At 67.5% G+C, this 17,716-nt stretch carries 12 protein-coding genes and 1 pseudogene; 7 read left to right on the top strand and 6 right to left on the bottom strand.

Annotated features, from left to right (window positions below; genetic code table 11):
- Nucleotides 1-3 precede the first annotated feature (3 nt).
- From ABFX45_RS41940 to ABFX45_RS41925, 4 genes are all read right to left on the bottom strand, one after another.
- A complete protein-coding gene (locus tag ABFX45_RS41940) occupies nt 4-588 on the bottom strand; it encodes a hypothetical protein (RefSeq protein ID WP_346136538.1) in 585 nt (194 codons plus the stop codon).
- Nucleotides 589-612: 24 nt separating this feature from the next.
- Nucleotides 613-1,023, bottom strand: a complete 411-nt coding sequence (locus ABFX45_RS41935) for a hypothetical protein (protein ID WP_346136536.1) — start codon at nt 1,021-1,023, stop codon at nt 613-615.
- Nucleotides 1,024-1,523: 500 nt separating this feature from the next.
- Entirely contained in the window at nt 1,524-1,931 is a 408-nt protein-coding gene (locus ABFX45_RS41930) for a hypothetical protein (RefSeq protein ID WP_346136534.1), read from the bottom strand.
- 488 nt (nt 1,932-2,419) lie between these two features.
- Nucleotides 2,420-3,799: an NHL repeat-containing protein gene (locus tag ABFX45_RS41925; RefSeq protein ID WP_346136533.1), complete on the bottom strand. Its 1,380-nt coding sequence runs from the start codon at nt 3,797-3,799 to the stop codon at nt 2,420-2,422.
- A gap of 175 nt (nt 3,800-3,974) precedes the next feature.
- On the opposite strand from ABFX45_RS41925, the gene ABFX45_RS41920 reads away from it, so the two are divergent.
- A complete protein-coding gene (locus tag ABFX45_RS41920; protein ID WP_346136531.1) occupies nt 3,975-5,546 on the top strand; it encodes a hypothetical protein in 1,572 nt (523 codons plus the stop codon).
- 27 nt (nt 5,547-5,573) lie between these two features.
- On the opposite strand, the gene ABFX45_RS41915 is transcribed toward ABFX45_RS41920, so the two are convergent.
- Together ABFX45_RS41915 and ABFX45_RS41910 are read right to left on the bottom strand one after the other, a co-directional pair.
- Nucleotides 5,574-5,858 (bottom strand): hypothetical protein, encoded by a 285-nt coding sequence (locus ABFX45_RS41915; RefSeq protein ID WP_346136529.1) that lies wholly within the window; start codon nt 5,856-5,858, stop codon nt 5,574-5,576.
- A gap of 355 nt (nt 5,859-6,213) precedes the next feature.
- Nucleotides 6,214-6,414, bottom strand: a pseudogene (locus ABFX45_RS41910) (SDR family NAD(P)-dependent oxidoreductase); the annotation flags it as partial.
- A gap of 571 nt (nt 6,415-6,985) precedes the next feature.
- On the opposite strand from ABFX45_RS41910, the gene ABFX45_RS41905 reads away from it, so the two are divergent.
- The 6 genes from ABFX45_RS41905 to ABFX45_RS41880 all read left to right on the top strand — a co-directional run bounded on the left by ABFX45_RS41905 (nt 6,986) and on the right by ABFX45_RS41880 (nt 17,707).
- Entirely contained in the window at nt 6,986-7,174 is a 189-nt protein-coding gene (locus ABFX45_RS41905; protein WP_346136527.1) for a ubiquitin family protein, read from the top strand.
- 140 nt (nt 7,175-7,314) lie between these two features.
- Nucleotides 7,315-8,634: an acyltransferase domain-containing protein gene (locus ABFX45_RS41900; protein ID WP_346136525.1), complete on the top strand. Its 1,320-nt coding sequence runs from the start codon at nt 7,315-7,317 to the stop codon at nt 8,632-8,634.
- Nucleotides 8,631-14,351: an SDR family oxidoreductase gene (locus tag ABFX45_RS41895; protein ID WP_346136522.1), complete on the top strand. Its 5,721-nt coding sequence runs from the start codon at nt 8,631-8,633 to the stop codon at nt 14,349-14,351. Before ABFX45_RS41900 ends, ABFX45_RS41895 begins: the two co-directional genes overlap by 4 nt.
- Nucleotides 14,338-15,969 (top strand): aldehyde dehydrogenase family protein, encoded by a 1,632-nt coding sequence (locus tag ABFX45_RS41890; protein WP_346136520.1) that lies wholly within the window; start codon nt 14,338-14,340, stop codon nt 15,967-15,969. The genes ABFX45_RS41895 and ABFX45_RS41890 overlap by 14 nt, the downstream gene beginning before the upstream one ends.
- Nucleotides 15,966-17,246: an aspartate aminotransferase family protein gene (locus ABFX45_RS41885; RefSeq protein ID WP_346136518.1), complete on the top strand. Its 1,281-nt coding sequence runs from the start codon at nt 15,966-15,968 to the stop codon at nt 17,244-17,246. Before ABFX45_RS41890 ends, ABFX45_RS41885 begins: the two co-directional genes overlap by 4 nt.
- Nucleotides 17,243-17,707, top strand: a complete 465-nt coding sequence (locus ABFX45_RS41880) for a type II toxin-antitoxin system RatA family toxin (RefSeq protein WP_346136516.1) — start codon at nt 17,243-17,245, stop codon at nt 17,705-17,707. The genes ABFX45_RS41885 and ABFX45_RS41880 overlap by 4 nt, the downstream gene beginning before the upstream one ends.
- Nucleotides 17,708-17,716: the final 9 nt, after the last annotated feature.

Here is a 17,716-nt window from a genome sequence, read left to right as displayed (position 1 = left end):
CGCTCAGTCGAGCGGGTCCACCTGCCACTGCTGAGCAGTGTCATCCGCCTTGCATTCGACGACACGAACCTTCGGCCCCCCGCCCTGGTTGGGGCCCCACTTGTCCGCCCGCCAGCAACCGCGTCGCAGTTCCACACCTGCGACACCACCGAAGATCAGCTTTTCGCTCTTTTTGTAGAGCCATTGGCCGTCCGGGTAGCCGTAGCACTTGCTCCGGTACACGGCGGTGTCATCGAGTCCGTTGCTGTAGAGGCAGTAGAAGGTCGCAAGGTCGGGGATGCCCGGACTCTTGTCCACTGCCGTCCGCAGGATGTTGAGAGCTGGATCGTCTTCGTCGAGGTGCTCTTGTTCCTTCAAGCGAGGACCTTTCTCGATCCGGAACTGCTGCAGCACGTCCTCGGCGCTGCAGTCGGCGTAGCCGATGTAGGCACCGCGGAAGTCCGGTGACACGCTGACACACTTGTCGTTGCCCAGGTTCTTGATCTGGAACTTCTTGCCGATCGCCGGGAACCCAGCACCGCTGTCGAACGCATGCGCCGGAACCGGCGCCACTGTGGCGATCGCCAGTCCGAGCACCACCATGAACACGAGTCGCTTCCGGTACATCACACCTCACCTCGTCCCAGGCCGGGGCGGCTCGCCGGGCTCGACGGTGTCGGGCACCGAACAGGTCCCCTCCGCGGTGGCTCTGGCCAGCTCGTCACCACGCATGTCCCACACCACAACGATGTTCTTGCGCACGTACTCAGTGCCCACCGGAATGTTGTGGCCAAGGACGTTCTCCATGCCCAGCCCGCCCGAGATCGTGCCATCCGGTTTCTCCGCCAACATGTTCCCCTGCTTCATGACGGCCCAGTTCGGCACCTCCTCGCCGTCCTTGGTCATCCAAGTCCACTGGGCCGCATGCACATACCTGTCAGGCGTGAACCCGCTACCCTCGAACTTCGCGTGGAACGCGGCGTAGCTCGCCCTGCGCTTCTCGCCCTCGACCTCGATCTCGTAGTTCTTGATGCTGCACAGCACGTTCTCCAGTACGAGCGTGGGGGCGCGTGTCTCGGCACGCGCGGACGCGTGAGCCCATGGAAGCGATAACAGGCTGAGCGCGGCGAAAGTCAGGCAAAGTCGCCGCCGGGCGGCTTGTGCGCCTGGGGATGACATGATGACCTCCTCGAAGAGGGAAGTACCGATATCACCAAAAAGCGTGCACACGTAATCCGAACTTACTGTACGGATTACGTGCGCAGACGAATAGTTACACAATGCGGTGACGCTCTATTACTCGTTCGAGGACCAGATCGCAGCCAGTTCTCAGCTCTGGGGCGACATCACACGTTCGCGCGTTCATTCAGGAGACAAACGCAGGCCACCGCTGGATCATGTCTTACAAGTCCGCCGGCGCGACCTGGTTCGATTCTGGGTTGTGGCATGAGCTGACCGATGAGCAGCAGCGCGTGGTGAACCGTTGTCGGCGCGCTGGTGCTGCAGGTCGCCCGCGGGTGAATGACCGTCAGGTGATCAATCCGTCACTGTCGGGTGTGCGGCGCGGCGAAGTACTGGTTCGAGGCCGGCAGGAACAGCAGTACGGCCGCTACGACCGTCATGACCGTGGAGACAACGCCGGCGACCGAGAATCCGCCGATGGCCAACGCCAGCACCCCGAGGACGGTGAGGATGGTGAGAATTATCCGGGCCCAGTTGCGCCCCGCTCGCGCCTTGAACGCGAACAGCACGAACAGGCCGGCCAAGACCAGGGCGATGACGACACCGACGATGAGGCTGGTGGTCACCAGCGTGTCGAGCTGTGCCTCGCTGAACTGTCCGGCATCCGGCCGGGTGCGGACCTCTTCCAGCAGCGTGTCGCGCTGAGTGAAACCGAACAGGGCACCGATGACGGACAGCACCGCTCCGGCGATCCACAGCCAGAACGACACCTGGACTTCCCTTGGTGCGGGACTGGCCGGTTCAGCCCGGCCGCGGAGTTCTGACTCGGAGAGCGGCGGTGGCGCCGGAATCCTCGACTCTTGATCACCTGATCCATGTGGAGTAGTCACACCTGGGAACTTAAGACCGGTGACGAGCCTCAGCCACTTGACGCGGACCCGACGGTGCCGCACGTCGCGGTCCGGCAGGCCGATCTCCGGCACAAACCTGGCCCGCAGTTGCCGGTTTGGTCGCAGTACTGATCGATTCCCGACACCAGCACTTTTCACTCGTCCGAGTGCGCCACCGCGCGTGGTCGCCGGGCGCTGCACGGTGGTGACCATGACGAAGCGAGCGCTGACGGCGGAGCGGGCGCGAGTGGAGGCGATGCCTCGCTCATCGCATGGATCTTGGAGCTGGCATGCCTTGATCCACCGGGCTGGGACTGGTCCGACCCGTTTTGACCACGCGGGGCCCCGATGGCACCTGGGGCTGGCCCTCAGCCGATGTTCGTGACGATCCTGCCGGTCTTGTTGAAGCCGGGATCCGGATCGCCGGTGAAGCGATACCGCGCCACGAGCACGTCGCGGTCCGCGCTTCCGGGGGCACGCGTCGTGCCGACCGCCACGATCTGGGCGCTGCTGTCGGCGAGAACGCCCGTGCCCTCCGTGTCACCGGGAATCGCCAGGTCGACGAGGTAGCCCTTTTTGGCAAGGTCGGTGTGCAACCGGCCGTCAGCGTTGTAACGGACCACGGTGAGCCGTCCCGGCGCCTCCTTGCTGATGCGTGTGGTGCTCACGACCAGAACGCGGTCGGTGTTGTCCAGCACCACGCCGCCCGCACTGTCGAGCCCGCTCTTGCCGTCGACGACCAGGTCGGTGCGAACCTTGCCCTTGGTGCCGAACCGGGGGTCGAGCTGGCCGCTGAGCTTGCCGGCGCTGATGTACCGGCTGACCGAGAGGTCGTCGTCGCGCACGCCCACAATGACGATTTCCTCCGTCTTCATGAGGCCGAGCACGACGCCCGAGCCGGGGATCTCGCTGTCCCCGCTGATCGCGATCCCGGTACCTGCCCCGCCGAACCTCTTGTCGAGCGCGCCGCTGTCGAAATGTGTGGCCAGGACGAGCATCTCGGTGGCTTCCGTGCTCACCTTCGTTCCACCGACGACCACGATGCTCCCGCTGTTCTGCAACAGCACGCCTGCCGCGTGGTCGTCCGCTCCGTAATCGGTCGTGATCACGCCGTTGCGCGCGCCGAAAGAGGTGTCCAGGTGGCCGTTGACGTCGTAACGCACGAGCACCGCGTCACCGGCGCTCTCCGCGGTGGCGCGGGTGGTCCCGGCGACGAGGGCGAGCGAGTCGCTGGGGGAGTTCTCGTCCCGTACCCACGCGTCGAGGTTGGCCGCGGTGTCCTCGCTTCGCGCGGCGTTCGGGTTGGAGACCGTGGCGACGTCGGTGATGACCTTGCCCGAGTTGTCGCGGCCGAATCCCTTGTCGGGGTTGCCGTCCCAGCTGAAACGCGCGACCGCGATGTCGCTGTCGGCGTCCTTCGCCGCACGGCTCGTGGCGGCGACGAGGATCCTGGCTCCGGTGACCACGACGCCGACCGCGTTGTCGTCCCCGCCGAGATCGAAGACCACCTTGCCGTCGCGCTTCGGGCCGAACGTGGTGTCCGGCGATCCGTCGTAGTCGTATCTGAGCACGAAAAGGTCCCCAGGCGCGCCTTCGGCAGCACGGGTGGTTCCGGCGACGACGATCTGCTGTCCCTGCATCGCGACGCCGATGACGACGTCGTCCGTCCGAGAGCTCGATGCGTCGACCCGGAACGTGATTCCGGATACGAGAAGCAGAATCGCAAGAATTCGTGTGATCGCCTTCATGTCTGCTCCCCGTCCGGAAAGAGTGTCGTCACGGTAGGGGGCAACCTGCACGATCAGCCAGTTGACCATGAAATAGTGTCACTCACATGAGTGGCGAATGGGCTCAAAAATGGCAGGCGGAATGCGGGTGCGCTAGCGAATGTGACATGCGCATTCGATGAAGGAGCGGACCGCCATGAGAACGAAAACCGTGATCGCGACCGCCTGTGTCTTGGCCACCGTGTCCGGTGGCGTGACGAGTGCGGTGGGAACATCCTCGCCGCCCGCTCGCACAGCGGCACCCGTACTGGGTGCGTGGCACGTCCCGGACGACCGGCGGGGCGGTTACCAGGTGTACGACGGATTCGTCGCAGGCGACCAGACGAAGTACGGGGACTACTCGCTGATCTACTACTACCCAGAGGATGAGATCAAGAAAGACGAGTGTGAGACGTTCACGGAACAGTGGAGGAAGGAGGACGAGCGCAACAGGATCGACATCAAGCGGTTCCGGTTCGACGGGAAGCTGAACCCTGTGTACATGCGGGAGAAGAACAGGTTCGTCCTCACCGGGACCCCGATGGAGCTGCCTCCCAACGGAAAACGGATCTACGAGACCACCGTCAGCCGCACGCACTCCGCGAGCGTGAGCTACAGCGTCAGGATGACCCAGGGGATGACCATGGGCGCCATCAAGGGCGAGATGGAGGCGAAGTTCGAGGCCAAGTACGAGTTCTCGGTGACGTCCGTGACCAAGGAGACGAAGGAGCAGACCAACCCCAGCGCCCAGTACACGAGGGTGTACAACAGCGGCATCTACCGGGATGTCGTCGCGATGCAGCAGCAACCGTGGCGAGCCAAGTGGTACGAGTACGGATCGTTCATCTACGCCGGCAACGACCACGGGGCTTTCGCGCGCTGGTACAAGGTGCGCAAACAGGGGTGCTACCGGACGGCCGTCTTCGACACGATCATCATGCCCAAGAACACCGAGGTCAGGCTGATCGGCGAGTACATCTCGACCGGCGCGCAGGACACAGCGAAGACGAAGTGCCCCAACCAGGCGATGGGTGAGGACCCGTGGGCGTACGAGAAGACGACCATGGAGCTCGTCGACGACGAGGAGTATCCGTTCCCCGAGGAGTTCACCGTCTTCACGCAGAAGAAGAGCCTCAAGCCCGTTGGCGGAGACAAGGTCCCGGTGTGCCTGGTGCTGAGCGGCCGGGTGAACGACGAGACTGGCGAGCTCTACCGCGAAGTGCTCGAACCGGCGGACTTCAAGGGCCTGTGGGTGCTTGAGGACGAGATCGCCGACTCCGACGGCAAGCCGAAGCCGCTGCCGGGCTGGGGCGCGGGGACCGTCGTCTCGCTGCAGTCGGCGGCCGACTCCACCTGGGCGGTGAAGCTGAACGAGGGCAACGAAGTGACTATGGTGAAGGTCGCGGACGCGGTCGATCCCGCGGCCAAGTGGAAGCTCGAGACGCGGGAGGACGGCGTCTGGACGTTCCGGAACATCTCCAAGCCGGATCGTTGCCTCGACTTCGACTGGCCGGTGGTGAAGCACTGGGAGTGCACCGAAAGCTGGATGGACCAAAGGTTCCATCTGCTGTTGCATCAGGACCGGACCTTCTACATCCAGGAGCGCACCAACCCCAAGCAACTGATGAACGTCCGAGACAACCCGATAACCGAGAAGTCCTGGCCGTTCATGGGTGACGTGAAGGAAGAGGACACCTACCGCTGGTTGCTCGTCGAGCACAGCGCCTGAAGAGTGCGACGGCCGGGTGTGATCGCATCAGGGTCGTCCCGGCCGTCGCTGCCGACAGGTGCACACCAGCGCCAGGTCTCGCCGGGCGGGCAGGAAGAACCTCAAGCCGCGAAAGGCAAGCTGCTTCGCGACATCCGCCAGCACGGCCAGCCGTTGCGGCTTGTCGGCTGCTGCGCTGCCGGGCGCCGGCGTGCAGACGGCAATGAGCAGATCGGCGGCGAGCGATGCCCAGTGCTCCTCCGGGCGCGGGTGTCGCACCCGTCCCCCAGGTCGCCGTGGAAACGACTTCGGCGCCCGTAAAGCTGCGGGCATGACGTCCATGGAACAGTGCGCGCGCTCAAACAACGACTGTCACAACGCGGACCCGCCACACCCCACTCCGGTCCTCGCGGACGCTGAACTCCTCGGCAACGAGCCGGGCGGCGGTCGTGCGGCTTTGCCGGAACGGGCTTGTTCGGTGAGCACAGGCATCACCGCATCGAGCGATGCCGCTGTCCCTGCGCGCGGCCGATGCGGCGACCAGCGTCGATTCCTGATCGGCCTTTCGGGCCTGTGAGAGCGTCAATGAAATGCAGCAGGGAAGCCCAGCCGGCAAACGTGCCGAACGACTGCCACGCGCGCAGCAACGTGTCCTGCAGCGCATCATCGGCATCGGCATACGACCCTCGATGCCGAGAGTCGACGGGATGGTGACAACCCGGCCTCCGGCGAGGTGCGGCAGCGCGGCCCGGATCACCGCGGCGGTACCGAGCAGGTTGACCTGCACCACGCGTTCCCAGTCGGCGACCGGCACCTCCTCGAGCCGGCCGCACGCGTCGATGCCCGCAGCGGTGACGACGCCGGTCAGCCCTCTGTGGCGGTCGGTGATCGCGGTGGAGGGGGTGGGCCGATGTCACGTTCACGCAGGTTTCGCACCACCGCACCCGGCTGGCCACGGTGCGGCACCGGGTGCGTCCTACGGCGGCGTGCCCGGCGTGACCACCGCGTCCGGACCGGTGATCGTGCGCACCCAGCGCTTCGGCCGCAGGTTCATCGAGTGGCCGGCGCCGTCGAGCCGGACGGCGGATCGTCGTGCGCGATCTGCTGATGCGCTTGTCGGACCTGCCGTTGGTGCGCAGACTTCTGAGCAACTCAGCGACTTTGGACACCGCCGACGTGTGACCCGGCCGCTGTCCGGCATCCCAGAGCAACGTTGGCGTATCACCGCGCAGCGGTGGCTCATCCGGTGGGCCTTCTTGACCCCCACAGTCAGGTGGACGGTCGTCCCGGCCGACCCGGTGTTCAAATGAAGAACAGGCTTGTTCCGGACAGATCCACTGAACGACCGGCGCCGTTTCACCAATGCGCGGCAGTGTCACTTGGTCAGGTGACAGGAGATGCGGCGTGGCAGTCCCGGTGGTTGGATCAGTACTGTCCACGATGACCCGCTAGGAGCAACAGTGAAGCGTCGTCAGATCATCACCGTGCTGGCCTTCGCGGCTGCCCTGATCACCGGCTTGGTCGGTGGCACCGCACTCGCCCAGGCTCACACGACCTCGGCCCGAGCCATGCAGATCTTCGTGAAGACGTTGAACGGAACGACCATCACTCTCGAGGTCGAGTCCTCGGACACCATCGACCAGGTGTAGGCCGGGGCCGACCGGTCGACGTCGTCGTCAGCAGCGTCACCCGACATCACTGCAGGACTCGTTCATCCCGCAGCTCCGGGCCGCTCAGGTCTGCGCCGCGCAGCCGTGCCGGACTTCTGGTCGAGCGACAGGAGTATCTCATGCAGCGGGTGGCGTTTCTCTTTCCCGGACAGGGCTCCTACGTCAAAGGCGCGCTGTCGGCACTGGCGGAACTCAGTCCGGACACGGCAGCGGTGTTCACGACCATCAACGAGGTGGGCCGCTCGCTGGGGGAGCCGACCGTCACCGCCGAGATCCTCGGCGACCGCCCGCTGGAAAAGCTCGTCGTCGAGGAGCCGACCGGCCTGCAACTGGCCATGTTCGGCATCTCGGTCGCGCTCTTCACCGAGCTGCGCGGGCGTGGCGTCGAGCCGCACGTGCTGGTCGGCCACAGTGTCGGCGAGATCGCCGCGCTCACCTGCGCGGGTGCGTTCGATCTCGCTGACGGCGCACGCGTCGTGCACCTTCGCAACCGGGTGTTGAGCAAGTACGGCGCTGCGGGCGTCATGGCCGCGGTCGGCGCCGATGCCGAGCGGGTCGAGGCGCTCGTACGCGCGGTCGACGATCCGCGACTGGTGGTGGCCTGCCACAACGCGCCGCGGCAGACGGTCGTGAGCGGTCCAGCGGCGGCAGTCGGACAGGTCGTGGCGCTGGCCACCGCCCTGGGTCTGTGGTCCCGCCAGCTCAACGCCCCTCAGGCCTACCACAGCCCTGTGCTCATCGACGCGATGGAACCACTGCGGGAGGCGTTGACAGATCTGCGGCAGCGACCACTGCGCCATCCCGTCCTCTCACCCGTGCTCGGCCGCCCCTGCCGCGACGACGACGATCTCGTCGGGTTGATCGTCGACCATCTCCGGCGCCCCGTCCTCTTCATGGAAACGGTGCGTTTCCTGCACGCCCGGAACGTCACCGATTTCGTGGAGTGCGGGGCCCGGGACATCCTCACCGAGCTGGTGCTGGACACGGTGCCGAACGTCCGCGTACTGCCCTGCCTCACCCGCAGGACCGGACTGCGCGACGAACTCGATCGGGTCGCCGGCGTGCTGACCGGCGAATCCGCGGACGCCGGGGACCATCCCGCTCCGGCCCGTACCGAAGTCGTTGTGCCCGCGGAGGAACCACAGCCCGGTCCGGCGCCGCGGGAGGCCTGGAGTTCGCATCCGCCCGACCGGCCAGGGGTGCTGGCGGAGTTGCGCGCCATCTACGCCGCCGCGCTGGAATACCCTCTCGAGCTGGTCGAGGCAGACGCAGATCTCGAGGCGGATCTCGGTGTGGACAGCCTCAAGCAGACAACGTTGCTGGCCAACACCTGGCAGCACTTCGGGCTGAGCCCGCTTCCGACGGACTTCCGCATCTCGGACTTCCCGACGCTGGACCACATCGCCGACCTGGTGCTGTCCCTGCGGGGCGGAGCGTGACGGACTTCACCGGCAAGCTGGTGCTCGTCACGGGTGGCGCCAGGGGAATCGGACGAGTCGTCGTGCGCGAACTCGCCCGGCGTGGCGCACACGTGCTGATCAACTACTTCCACTCCAGGGAGGAGGCCGAGCAGCTCGCGGCCGAGCTGATCGGCAGCGGCTCGCGCACGTCCCTGCTGCGCGCCTCAGTCGCCAAGCGGGATCAGATCGCGGCGATGTTCGAGCGCGTCCGCGCCGAGCACGGGCACCTCGACGTGCTGATCAACAACGCGGCCGCGGGCGGGTTTCACGAACTCGACGAGCTCACCGAACGGGACTGGGCCCGCACCATTAACACCAATGTGCTCGGGACCGTGTGGTGTTCCCAGCACGCCGTCCCGCTGATGCGCGGGCGAGGAGGCGGTGTCATCGTCAACTTTTCCTCGCTGGGTTCGACGTTCGTGCTGGACAAGTACCTCATGCTCGGGGTGTCGAAGGCGGCCGTGGAGGCGCTGACCCGATACCTGGCGGTTGAGTACGCCCCGGACAACGTCCGGGTCAACGCGGCCTCGTGCAGCCCCGTTCCGGGGCGCGCCACCGCCCGGTTCGCCGAAGATGGGCGGATCTGGCAGATGCTCGCCGCCGCGACCCCGCTCGGCAGGCTCCCCAGCGAGGAGGAGTACGTCAAGCTGGTCCTGTTCCTGGCTTCCGACGACTCCTCGTGGATCACCGGTCAGGTGCTCCTCGCCGATGGTGGGTTCAGCGTCGGCAACCACGCCGTCTCGTCCTTGGAGCAGGTGCGGCCGCCATCGCTCACCCTCGTCTCCGGCGAGCGCCGCCCGGCGCCGGCCGTCACCGGCGTGATGCCGGTGGCACCCGCCGCTGCGGATAGTGCGATCGCCGTGGTGGGTGTGGGAATCGTCGTTCCGGGCGCCGCCGACCCACGGGGTTTCTGGGACGTGCTGCGCGCGGGAAAGCCGATGTTCAGCGAACCGGGTGACAGGTTCGACGTGGAGTCGATCTTCGCCACCGATCCGGAGGCCGAGGACCGCTCGCCGATCCGGCTGTCCGGCTTCATCCACCAGGAGCTGGATGCCGAGGACCTCGAGAACGGCGCCGACCACGCGTGTGCCTGGCTTCGCCGGGCGCTTCGACAGTCGCTCACCGGCGTGCGCCGCCGCACCGGTGACCGGCACGCTGTGCTGGTCGGCTACGGCAGTGCCGGCAGCCAGCGCATGGAGGAGTCGCAGATCGCTCTGGGCTGCGCGAAGCGCTGCGCGCCGCGCCTTTCGCCGGAACAGGCAGCCGTGCTCGACGAGGTCGTCCGGCAACACCTCCGTGCGGCGGGTACCCGGCCGGAACGGTACCTGCCGCACGTGATCGTCAGCGAGGCGATGGCGGGCCTGGTACCTGCGGACGCCGAGCTGCTCACCGTCGACACCGCGTGCTCGTCCGCGCTGTACGCCGTGGATCTCGGCATGCGCGCGCTGCGTGAGGACCACTGCGACGTGGCCGTCTGCGGTGGCCTCTCCGTGGTCACGGCACGCGACATGGTTCTGTTCGCCAAGGCACGGACCTTGTCGGAGAACGGCGACGTGCGCGCGTTCGACCGCCGTGCTGACGGCACTCTCTTCAGCGACGCGGCCGGTGTCGTCGTGCTCAAGACACTGGACCGGGCACGCGCCGACGGTGACCGCGTGCTCGGCATCCTCACCGGCGTCGGCGCCTCCAGCGACGGCAAGGGGCACGCGATCTACGCACCCAGCAAGACAGGGCAGCATCGAGCCCTGCGGCGGGCATTCGACACGAGTGGGCTACAGCCGGACGACATCGACCTGATCATCGCGCACGCCACCGGAACCCGAGCCGGGGACGCGACCGAGCTCGCCGCGTTACGGGACGTCTACGGCAAGAACCGCGACAGGCTGGTGGTGTCCAACAAGTCGCTGGTCGGCCACGGCGCGTACGCCGCGGGTGTGATTTCGCTGATCCACGCGCTGCTCGCGCTCGAGCACGGCACGGTGCCCGCTCAGCACCGCTTCGACGGTCCGGCTCCGGAGTACGAGCTCGAGTCCGGATCGCTGCGGGTGCCGACGGCCGACACCCCGTTGCCCCGACGAGACGACCGGCCGAGGAACGTCGCGATCTCGGCCTTCGGTTTCGGCGGCACCAACATGCACGTGATCGTGTCCGGTCCCGAGGCCGCCGATCGCCACATCCCGCCCGCCCCCACCGGCGTACCCGATCAGCACGATCCGATCGTCATCGTTGACTGGAGCGTCGATCTTCCCGGTGAGTGGGAGCGCGAGCAGGTGGCGCGGTGGCTCACCGGTGGCGGCGAGAATCCCGCTCGCGGCTTTGGTGATCACCCCGCCACACCACCGGTGACGCGGATCCGGATACCACCGCCGCAGTTGCGCGCGATCGACCGCTCTCAGATCATGGCACTGCGTTGCACACTGACGCTGACCGAGCGCCTTGGACCCGCGTGGGAACGACTGCGCGACAAGACCGGCGTGTTCGGCGCGAACACCGGTCCGACCCGCATGGCGACCCTGTACGGCTTGCGGATTCGCCTCGCCGACCTCGAAAACCACGTCGTGTCCGCGGCCGGGAAGCAGTACGCGGAGAACTGGCGACGCGCGTTCGCCGCGTTCGCACAGGAGGTGCGTGATCTGATCCCACCGTCCTCTGAGGACTCCGAGCCCGGCCTGCTGGGCAACATCATCTCCGGGCGGGTGGCGAACTACTTCGACCTGCACGGTCCCAACATGCTCCTCGACACCGGTGCCGACTCGACCTTCAGTGCCCTGCGCGCCGCCGCCAGCTATCTCGGGTCCGGTGACGTCGATTTGGCGCTGGTGCTGGGCTGCAACGGAAACAGCACGCCGGAGATGCGGTCGGCGGCAGGGGACGGAATCGAGCTCGCCGAGGGCGCGGTGGTGCTGGCTGTCACCCGGCGCAGCGTGGCCGAACGCGAGGGTTTCGCCGTGCTGGCGACCGTTGATCCGCGGCCCGACAGCACGGCCGCCCAGAACGGGACAGACCTGTCCGCATTGACCGTGCCAGGACGCAGCTACCTCGCCGCGGATTCCGCGCTCGCGATCCTCAGGACCGTACTGACCGGCCGGTCGTGCACCATCCGACACACCGATCCGCTCACCGGGCGCCGCAGCGCCGTCGGAGTCACCTCGGCGCGCACGGAATCCCCGGCCACCGACCCGGACGCGGACACGGCTCTCGCCGAGTACGGCGTAATCTGGGTCCCCTGCCCGACCGACGCGTCCTCATCCGCTTCTCCCCTGGCGTTCCCGGAGGAATGCCTGATCGTCACCGACGATCCCGGCGCGGTGCACGCCTTGTCGTTGCCCGAGAAGACGTTGGTCACCGCGGCTCCGGACCTAGAGACGTTGCACGCACACGTCACCGCGGCGGGCTGGCGACCCCGGCATGTGCGGGTGATCGTGTCCTGCGGACCCGACCGCGAGCCCGGCGCCAACGGGTTCGCGGAGCTGCTGGCACTGAACGACGCCGCGTTCGTCGCGGCGAAGCTGGTCGGCGACGGCCTCGCCGAGGGCGGCTCCTACCTCGTGCTGCTCCTCGACGCCTTCGACATCGGTGTACCGAGGGCGGCAACGGGTCTGTTCACCGGGTTCGTCAAGGCGCTGGCCCGAGAGCATCCCCGTGCCACGGCGTACGCCGTGCTTTCCTCCGAACGCGACCTTCGCGAGGGACTGGATCAGCTGGCCGCCGAGGCGGGCAACCGCAGGCTGCTTCCCGTGGCGGGTTACCACTGCGGCCGACGGCTGGTTCCCCGGTTGGTTCGCCGAGATGGCGTCGCGGACGGACCGCTGCCCATCGACCGTACGTCGGTCGTGCTCGCGGCCGGCGGTTCCCGTGGCATCACGGCGGAGTTGCTGACCGCGCTGGCGGACGAGGTCGCGCCCAAGATCTGGATCTTGGGGTCGAATCCGCTCGACGACTACCCGTCGCGGGTACTCGAGGGCAGTGACGAGGAGTTCGCCAAGGGCAGGGTGGACTACCTGCGACGGCGGTGTGCCGAAGGGGTGAGCCTCGCCGAGGCGGGGCGTGAACACGCCAGGCTGCGCGACGCGCGCGACGCCTGTGCCGTCCTCGACCGCCTGCGCGCTCGCTGCGGCGCGGACCGCGTTCGCTACCTCACCTGCGATCTGACCGACGCCGACGCCGTCGATTCCGCGGTGCAGAAGATCCTGGCCGAAGACCCGGAGCTGCACCTGGTCATCTACGCGGCCGGGATCAGCCGCACCGCAGCGCTCACGAACAAGACCCAGGAGACGTTCAGCCGGGTCCGAGACGTCAAGGCACGGGGCTATGCCAACCTCCGCCGCGCACTGGGCAAGCGCCGGCCGCGGTGGCTGAACATGGGGTCGGTGATCGGATTCACCGGTCAGGTCGGGGAAACCGACTACTCGGCGGGCAACGACTTCCTGGCCTCCTGCGCCACGCACGCCGCACTGGCACGTGGCGAGTCCGAGTGCACTATTGGCTGGACCCTGTGGGACAGCGCTGGTTTCGCTGCCAAGCCCATCACCCGTGCGTTCATGGCGGGACAGGGGTTGTCGCAGGGCATGAGCACGGCGGAGGGGGTCGCGCGGTTCCTGGCTTCCCTGCGCCGCCTGCGGCCCGAACCCGTTGCCCTGCACCTCGGCGGCACCGAGCTGCGCACGTTCGAGTCCTGGTATCCCGGACTGCGGGCAAGCATCGGAACGGCCGGCCGCGGCCGGCCGTTCCACCTCGACCGAGAGGCGCGTCGCAGTGCTACCGAACTCGTGTGGGAACGGGACCTGGACCTGTTGCGCGACGGCTACCTTGCCGACCACATCGTCGGCGGGCGGCCCACCCTGCCGGGGGTGTGCCTAATCGAAGCCGCCGTCGAGGCCGCCGCGGCGCTGCGGCCCCATCGAGTTCCGACAGCCGTCGAATCCGCGTCCTTCCAACGGTTCCTGCGCCCGCACCCGAGCCGGGGAGTCACCCCGTTCCGCATCACCGCACGGCTCGAGGCGACCGGGGACGTGGACCGGGTCCTGGTCACGGTCAACAGCGAGGTCCGCAGCCGCGGGAAAGTCGTCACGGGCCGGGTGCACGCCGAGATGACGGTGCTGCTGACCGCCCGGCGGCCGTCGGCACCGACCTGGACGCCGCCCTCGACGGAAGGCTGGACCGATGTTCCAGTCGGCTACTACCTCGCACCACCCGACGCCGAGTTCCGTCTGCGAGGCCCGTTCCAGAGCATCACGGACGCGCGGGTCTCGGGAGATCAGGCCGCGGCCGTGCTCGTGCGGTCGGTCTGCGACGGACAGGAACCGTTCACCGGGTTCGTGGTGCCCGCCGTGCTCCTCGACGCGATGCTCCAGGTGTCGGTCGTGCGTGTCGTCGCGGACGGCCTGCTGCCGCTCGCCGTGGTCGCCTCGATCGGCCGGATCGACCTGTTCACCGATCACAACGACGTGCGGCTGCACCGCGAGGAGAACTCGAAGATCACCCTGTGGGCATGGGCACGCGGTGGCGACGATGCTCGCTTCGACGGCGGGGGCTGCCGTGCGATCACCGAGGACGGAAGGGTTCTCGTGGAGATGCGCGAAACCACCGGACTGGTGACCGGGCACGTGGACCGGGGCACCGGCGGCTACGTCCCGCGCCCGGCCGGGCAGGGTGATGGCACCAGCGCCGGCGGAGTGGCGAATGCGCAGCTATGACCCCTACGTCGGCGGTGCCGACTTGCGCGTCAGGGAGACCGTGCACTGTCTGCGGGCCTCGGTGATGCTGCGCGACTTCCTGCCCAGCCTCGTGCTGAAGCGCGAGCTCGACCGGGGCAGGCGACACGACGCGGAGAACCATCCGTCGGTCGTCGCGCGCTGCGGGGTCGCCGACGAGGCAATCGTCGCGGAGGCGATCAAGGCCGCGGCGGCGGCCGCCCCCGAGTGGGCCGCGTACCCGCTGGACGTCCGCATGCGTCTCGTGGGCGACCTCCATGACCAGGTCAGAGACCGGCACGACGAGTTCGTGGACGTGCTGATCGCGGAGGGACATCCGCGCCTGCTCGCCGAATGGGAGGTGGCGTGCGTGCTGCAGGAATCCTGTGCGCAGACGCGCGAGTGGGTCCGCGGCGAGTTGCACCGCGAGTACCGCTCGCAGTCCAGGCGCCTGGCGCTGATCCGCAGGCCGGACGGGGTGGTCGCCTTCAGCCCGCCCCGCAACGCCGCGGCGGCCAACTCCGCGTTGGCGATCTACGCGCTGGCCGCAGGCAACACCCTCGTCATGAAGGCGCCGCGTAGCACTCCGCTGGGGGTCATGTACTTCTGGCGGGACGTGGTTGCCCCGCTGCTCGACGAGATCGGCGCCCCGCCAGGAACCCTCAACATCGTCTGCGGCAATCCCAGCGCGATCATCCGGCAGTGGCTGGACAGTCCGCTGATCGACGACATCTTCTTCATGGGAAGCACCGAACAGGGCCTCCCGCTCGGCGTGGAGGCCGCCAGGCGCAACAAGAAGGTGATCCTCGAACTGTCCGGTAATGATGGGGTCGTGGTGTGGCGCGACGCAGATCTCGACCGTGCGGCCGAGGCCTTGACGGAATGCTTCTACGGTTCGGGGCAGATCTGCATGGTGCCGAAGCACGCCGTCGTCCATCCCGCGGTCGCCGAGGAGCTGCTCGACCGGTTGCGAGTACTGGCCGGCCGGATCCGTCCGGGGTATCCCGAAGACGCCGGAACCCTGCTCTCGCCGGTCGTGAAGAGCGACATGTACTTCGCGTACCTGAACGACGCCGTCGCCGCTGGCGCAGCTGTCCTTTGTGGAGGAAACAGGATCGATGTGGACGGACAGCGCTCCACCACGGGAGCCTTCATCGAACCAACGGTGCTGCGCCTCGACGGTCTGGCCAGAGCGAGCCGGGTCCAGGCGGTCATCGAGGAGACCTTCTTCCCGCTGCTTCCCGTGGTCGTGCCCGAGCCCGACGACGACCGATCGCTGCTCGGCCGGATCATCGACTTCGTCAACTCGAACAGGTACGGGCTGCGGAATTCGCTGTGGGCCGCCGACTCGGCCGTCATCGAGGAGTTCACGAAGCGGGTGACCAACTGCGGCCAGGTCAAGGTCAACGACTCGCACATCGGCTGCGTGCCCTACCTGGCGAGCCACGGTGGAACGGGCCTGTCGAGCGATTCCTGCGGAGAGCTGAACTACGTGGCACTGCGCACCTCGCACCTGCAGGGGATCAGCGTGGGCACCGGCATCGATCCGGGCCGGGCCGTGTTCGAGTCGCCCCTGCGCCCGATGAGCATGCCAACGGGACCGGGCGGTGTTAGGGGTTGACCACCGGGGAAGATCCCGACTTCGGCCAGGTGCTCGAGGTCACCCGCCAAGTCCTCTCGCGGGGACGGGCGAAGGTGGCCGCCTTGTTCGGCCCGCATCTGGAGGTGTCGGCGCAGGGATCATGGGTCTACACCCAGAACGGCACGAGGTACCTGAATGCAGGCGGGTACGGCGTTTTCCTGCTCGGGGCACGCCATCCCGTCGTGGAGGAGGCGGTGGTCAACCAGATCCGCAGCTTGCCGCTGTCCAGCCGGTTGCTGCTCGAACCGGCGATCGCCGAAGCCGCGCACGCGCTGACCTCGGTCGCCCCGGCCGGGATGTGCCACGTCTACTTCGGAACATCCGGGGCCGAGGCCGTTGAAGCCGCCTTGAAGATGGCGCGGGCCAAGGGAAAGCGTCGACTCATCTCGGCGGTCGACGGCTATCACGGCCGGACTATGGGCGCGTTGACCGTCAGTGCCAGGGAGATGTACCAGGCGCCGTTCCGGCCCCTGCTTCCCGACGCCACCAGTGTCGCGTTCGGCAACGCCGACGCGCTCGCGGCCGAGTTGCGGCGAGGACCGGAGGCGTGCGTGATCGTCGAACCGGTGCAGGGCGAGGCGGGGGTCCGAATTCCCCCGGCGGGCTACCTGACGAGGGTTGAGCAGCTGTGCCGTGAGCATCGTGCTTTCCTTGTCCTGGACGAGATCCTCACCGGACTGGGCAGGGTCGGTACTTGGTGGGGAGCCGACCGGGAACGGGTCCGTCCCGACGCCGTGGTGGTCGGCAAAACCCTGTCGGGCGGCATCGTCCCGGTCGCCGCGACTCTGGCGACCACCGAGGCGTTCATCGAGTTCGACCGGGATCCGCTGCTGCACGTCGGAACATTCTCGGGCGCTCCCATCGCCATGGCCGCGGCTCGCGCCACAATTACGGTGATCCGGAACGAGGGCCTGGTGGAGAGGTCCGCTGTGCTCGGCGAAAGGCTGCTCGCGGGCCTCCGAGACGCGGTCGACGCGCACTGCGGGCACCTGGTTCGCGACGTGCGTGGGGCCGGTCTGCTCCTCGGCGTCGAACTCGTCGACCCCGGCACGGCCGGCGAGCTGATCACCGCGTTGCTGGCCGAACAGGTGATCGTCAACCACTCGTTGAACTCGCACGGTGTCGTGCGGCTGACTCCTCCGGCGATCATGACGACCGCGGAGACGGACTTCCTGCTCACCGCGTTCGAGGCGGCCTGCCGCCGGATCGCGGCCACGCACCGGCCCTCCGGATCGACCGCGGCAGGCCGACGATGAGAAGTGTCGTGGTGCGGGCGTTCCTGCCCGAAGCCGAAACCAGCGCAGTCTTCGACCAGCTGAGCGACCTGGAACGTTACGGGGAGCTGGTGGACGTCATCCGGTCCGTCGACGTCGTGGAGCCCGACACCGGCTCCGGCTGCGCGCTCAGCGCGTGGGAGGTGTACTTCCACGACGGCATCCTCGTCTGGACCGAGGAGGACAGATTCCGCCGAGACGAGTTGCGGATCGACTTCGCCCAGGTGGACGGAGACTTCGACGAGTTTCGCGGCGCCTGGCACATCGAGCCGTTGCCCGGCGGCGCCGCCGTCACGTTCACCGCGCGGTTCGACTTCGGTGTCCCGAGCCTGGACAGCATCATTGAGCCGATGGCCGAACGCCTTCTGGTCGAGACGATCGAACGGATCCTGTCGTGCCTGTTCGAATCGGTGGTCCCGCTACCCGCTGAGGCCGGAAGATGATCATGGAGA

This window comes from Lentzea roselyniae (assembly GCF_039537795.1).
GTDB lineage: Bacteria > Actinomycetota > Actinomycetes > Mycobacteriales > Pseudonocardiaceae > Lentzea > Lentzea atacamensis.
This window is presented reverse-complemented; position numbering and strand designations above follow the sequence as displayed.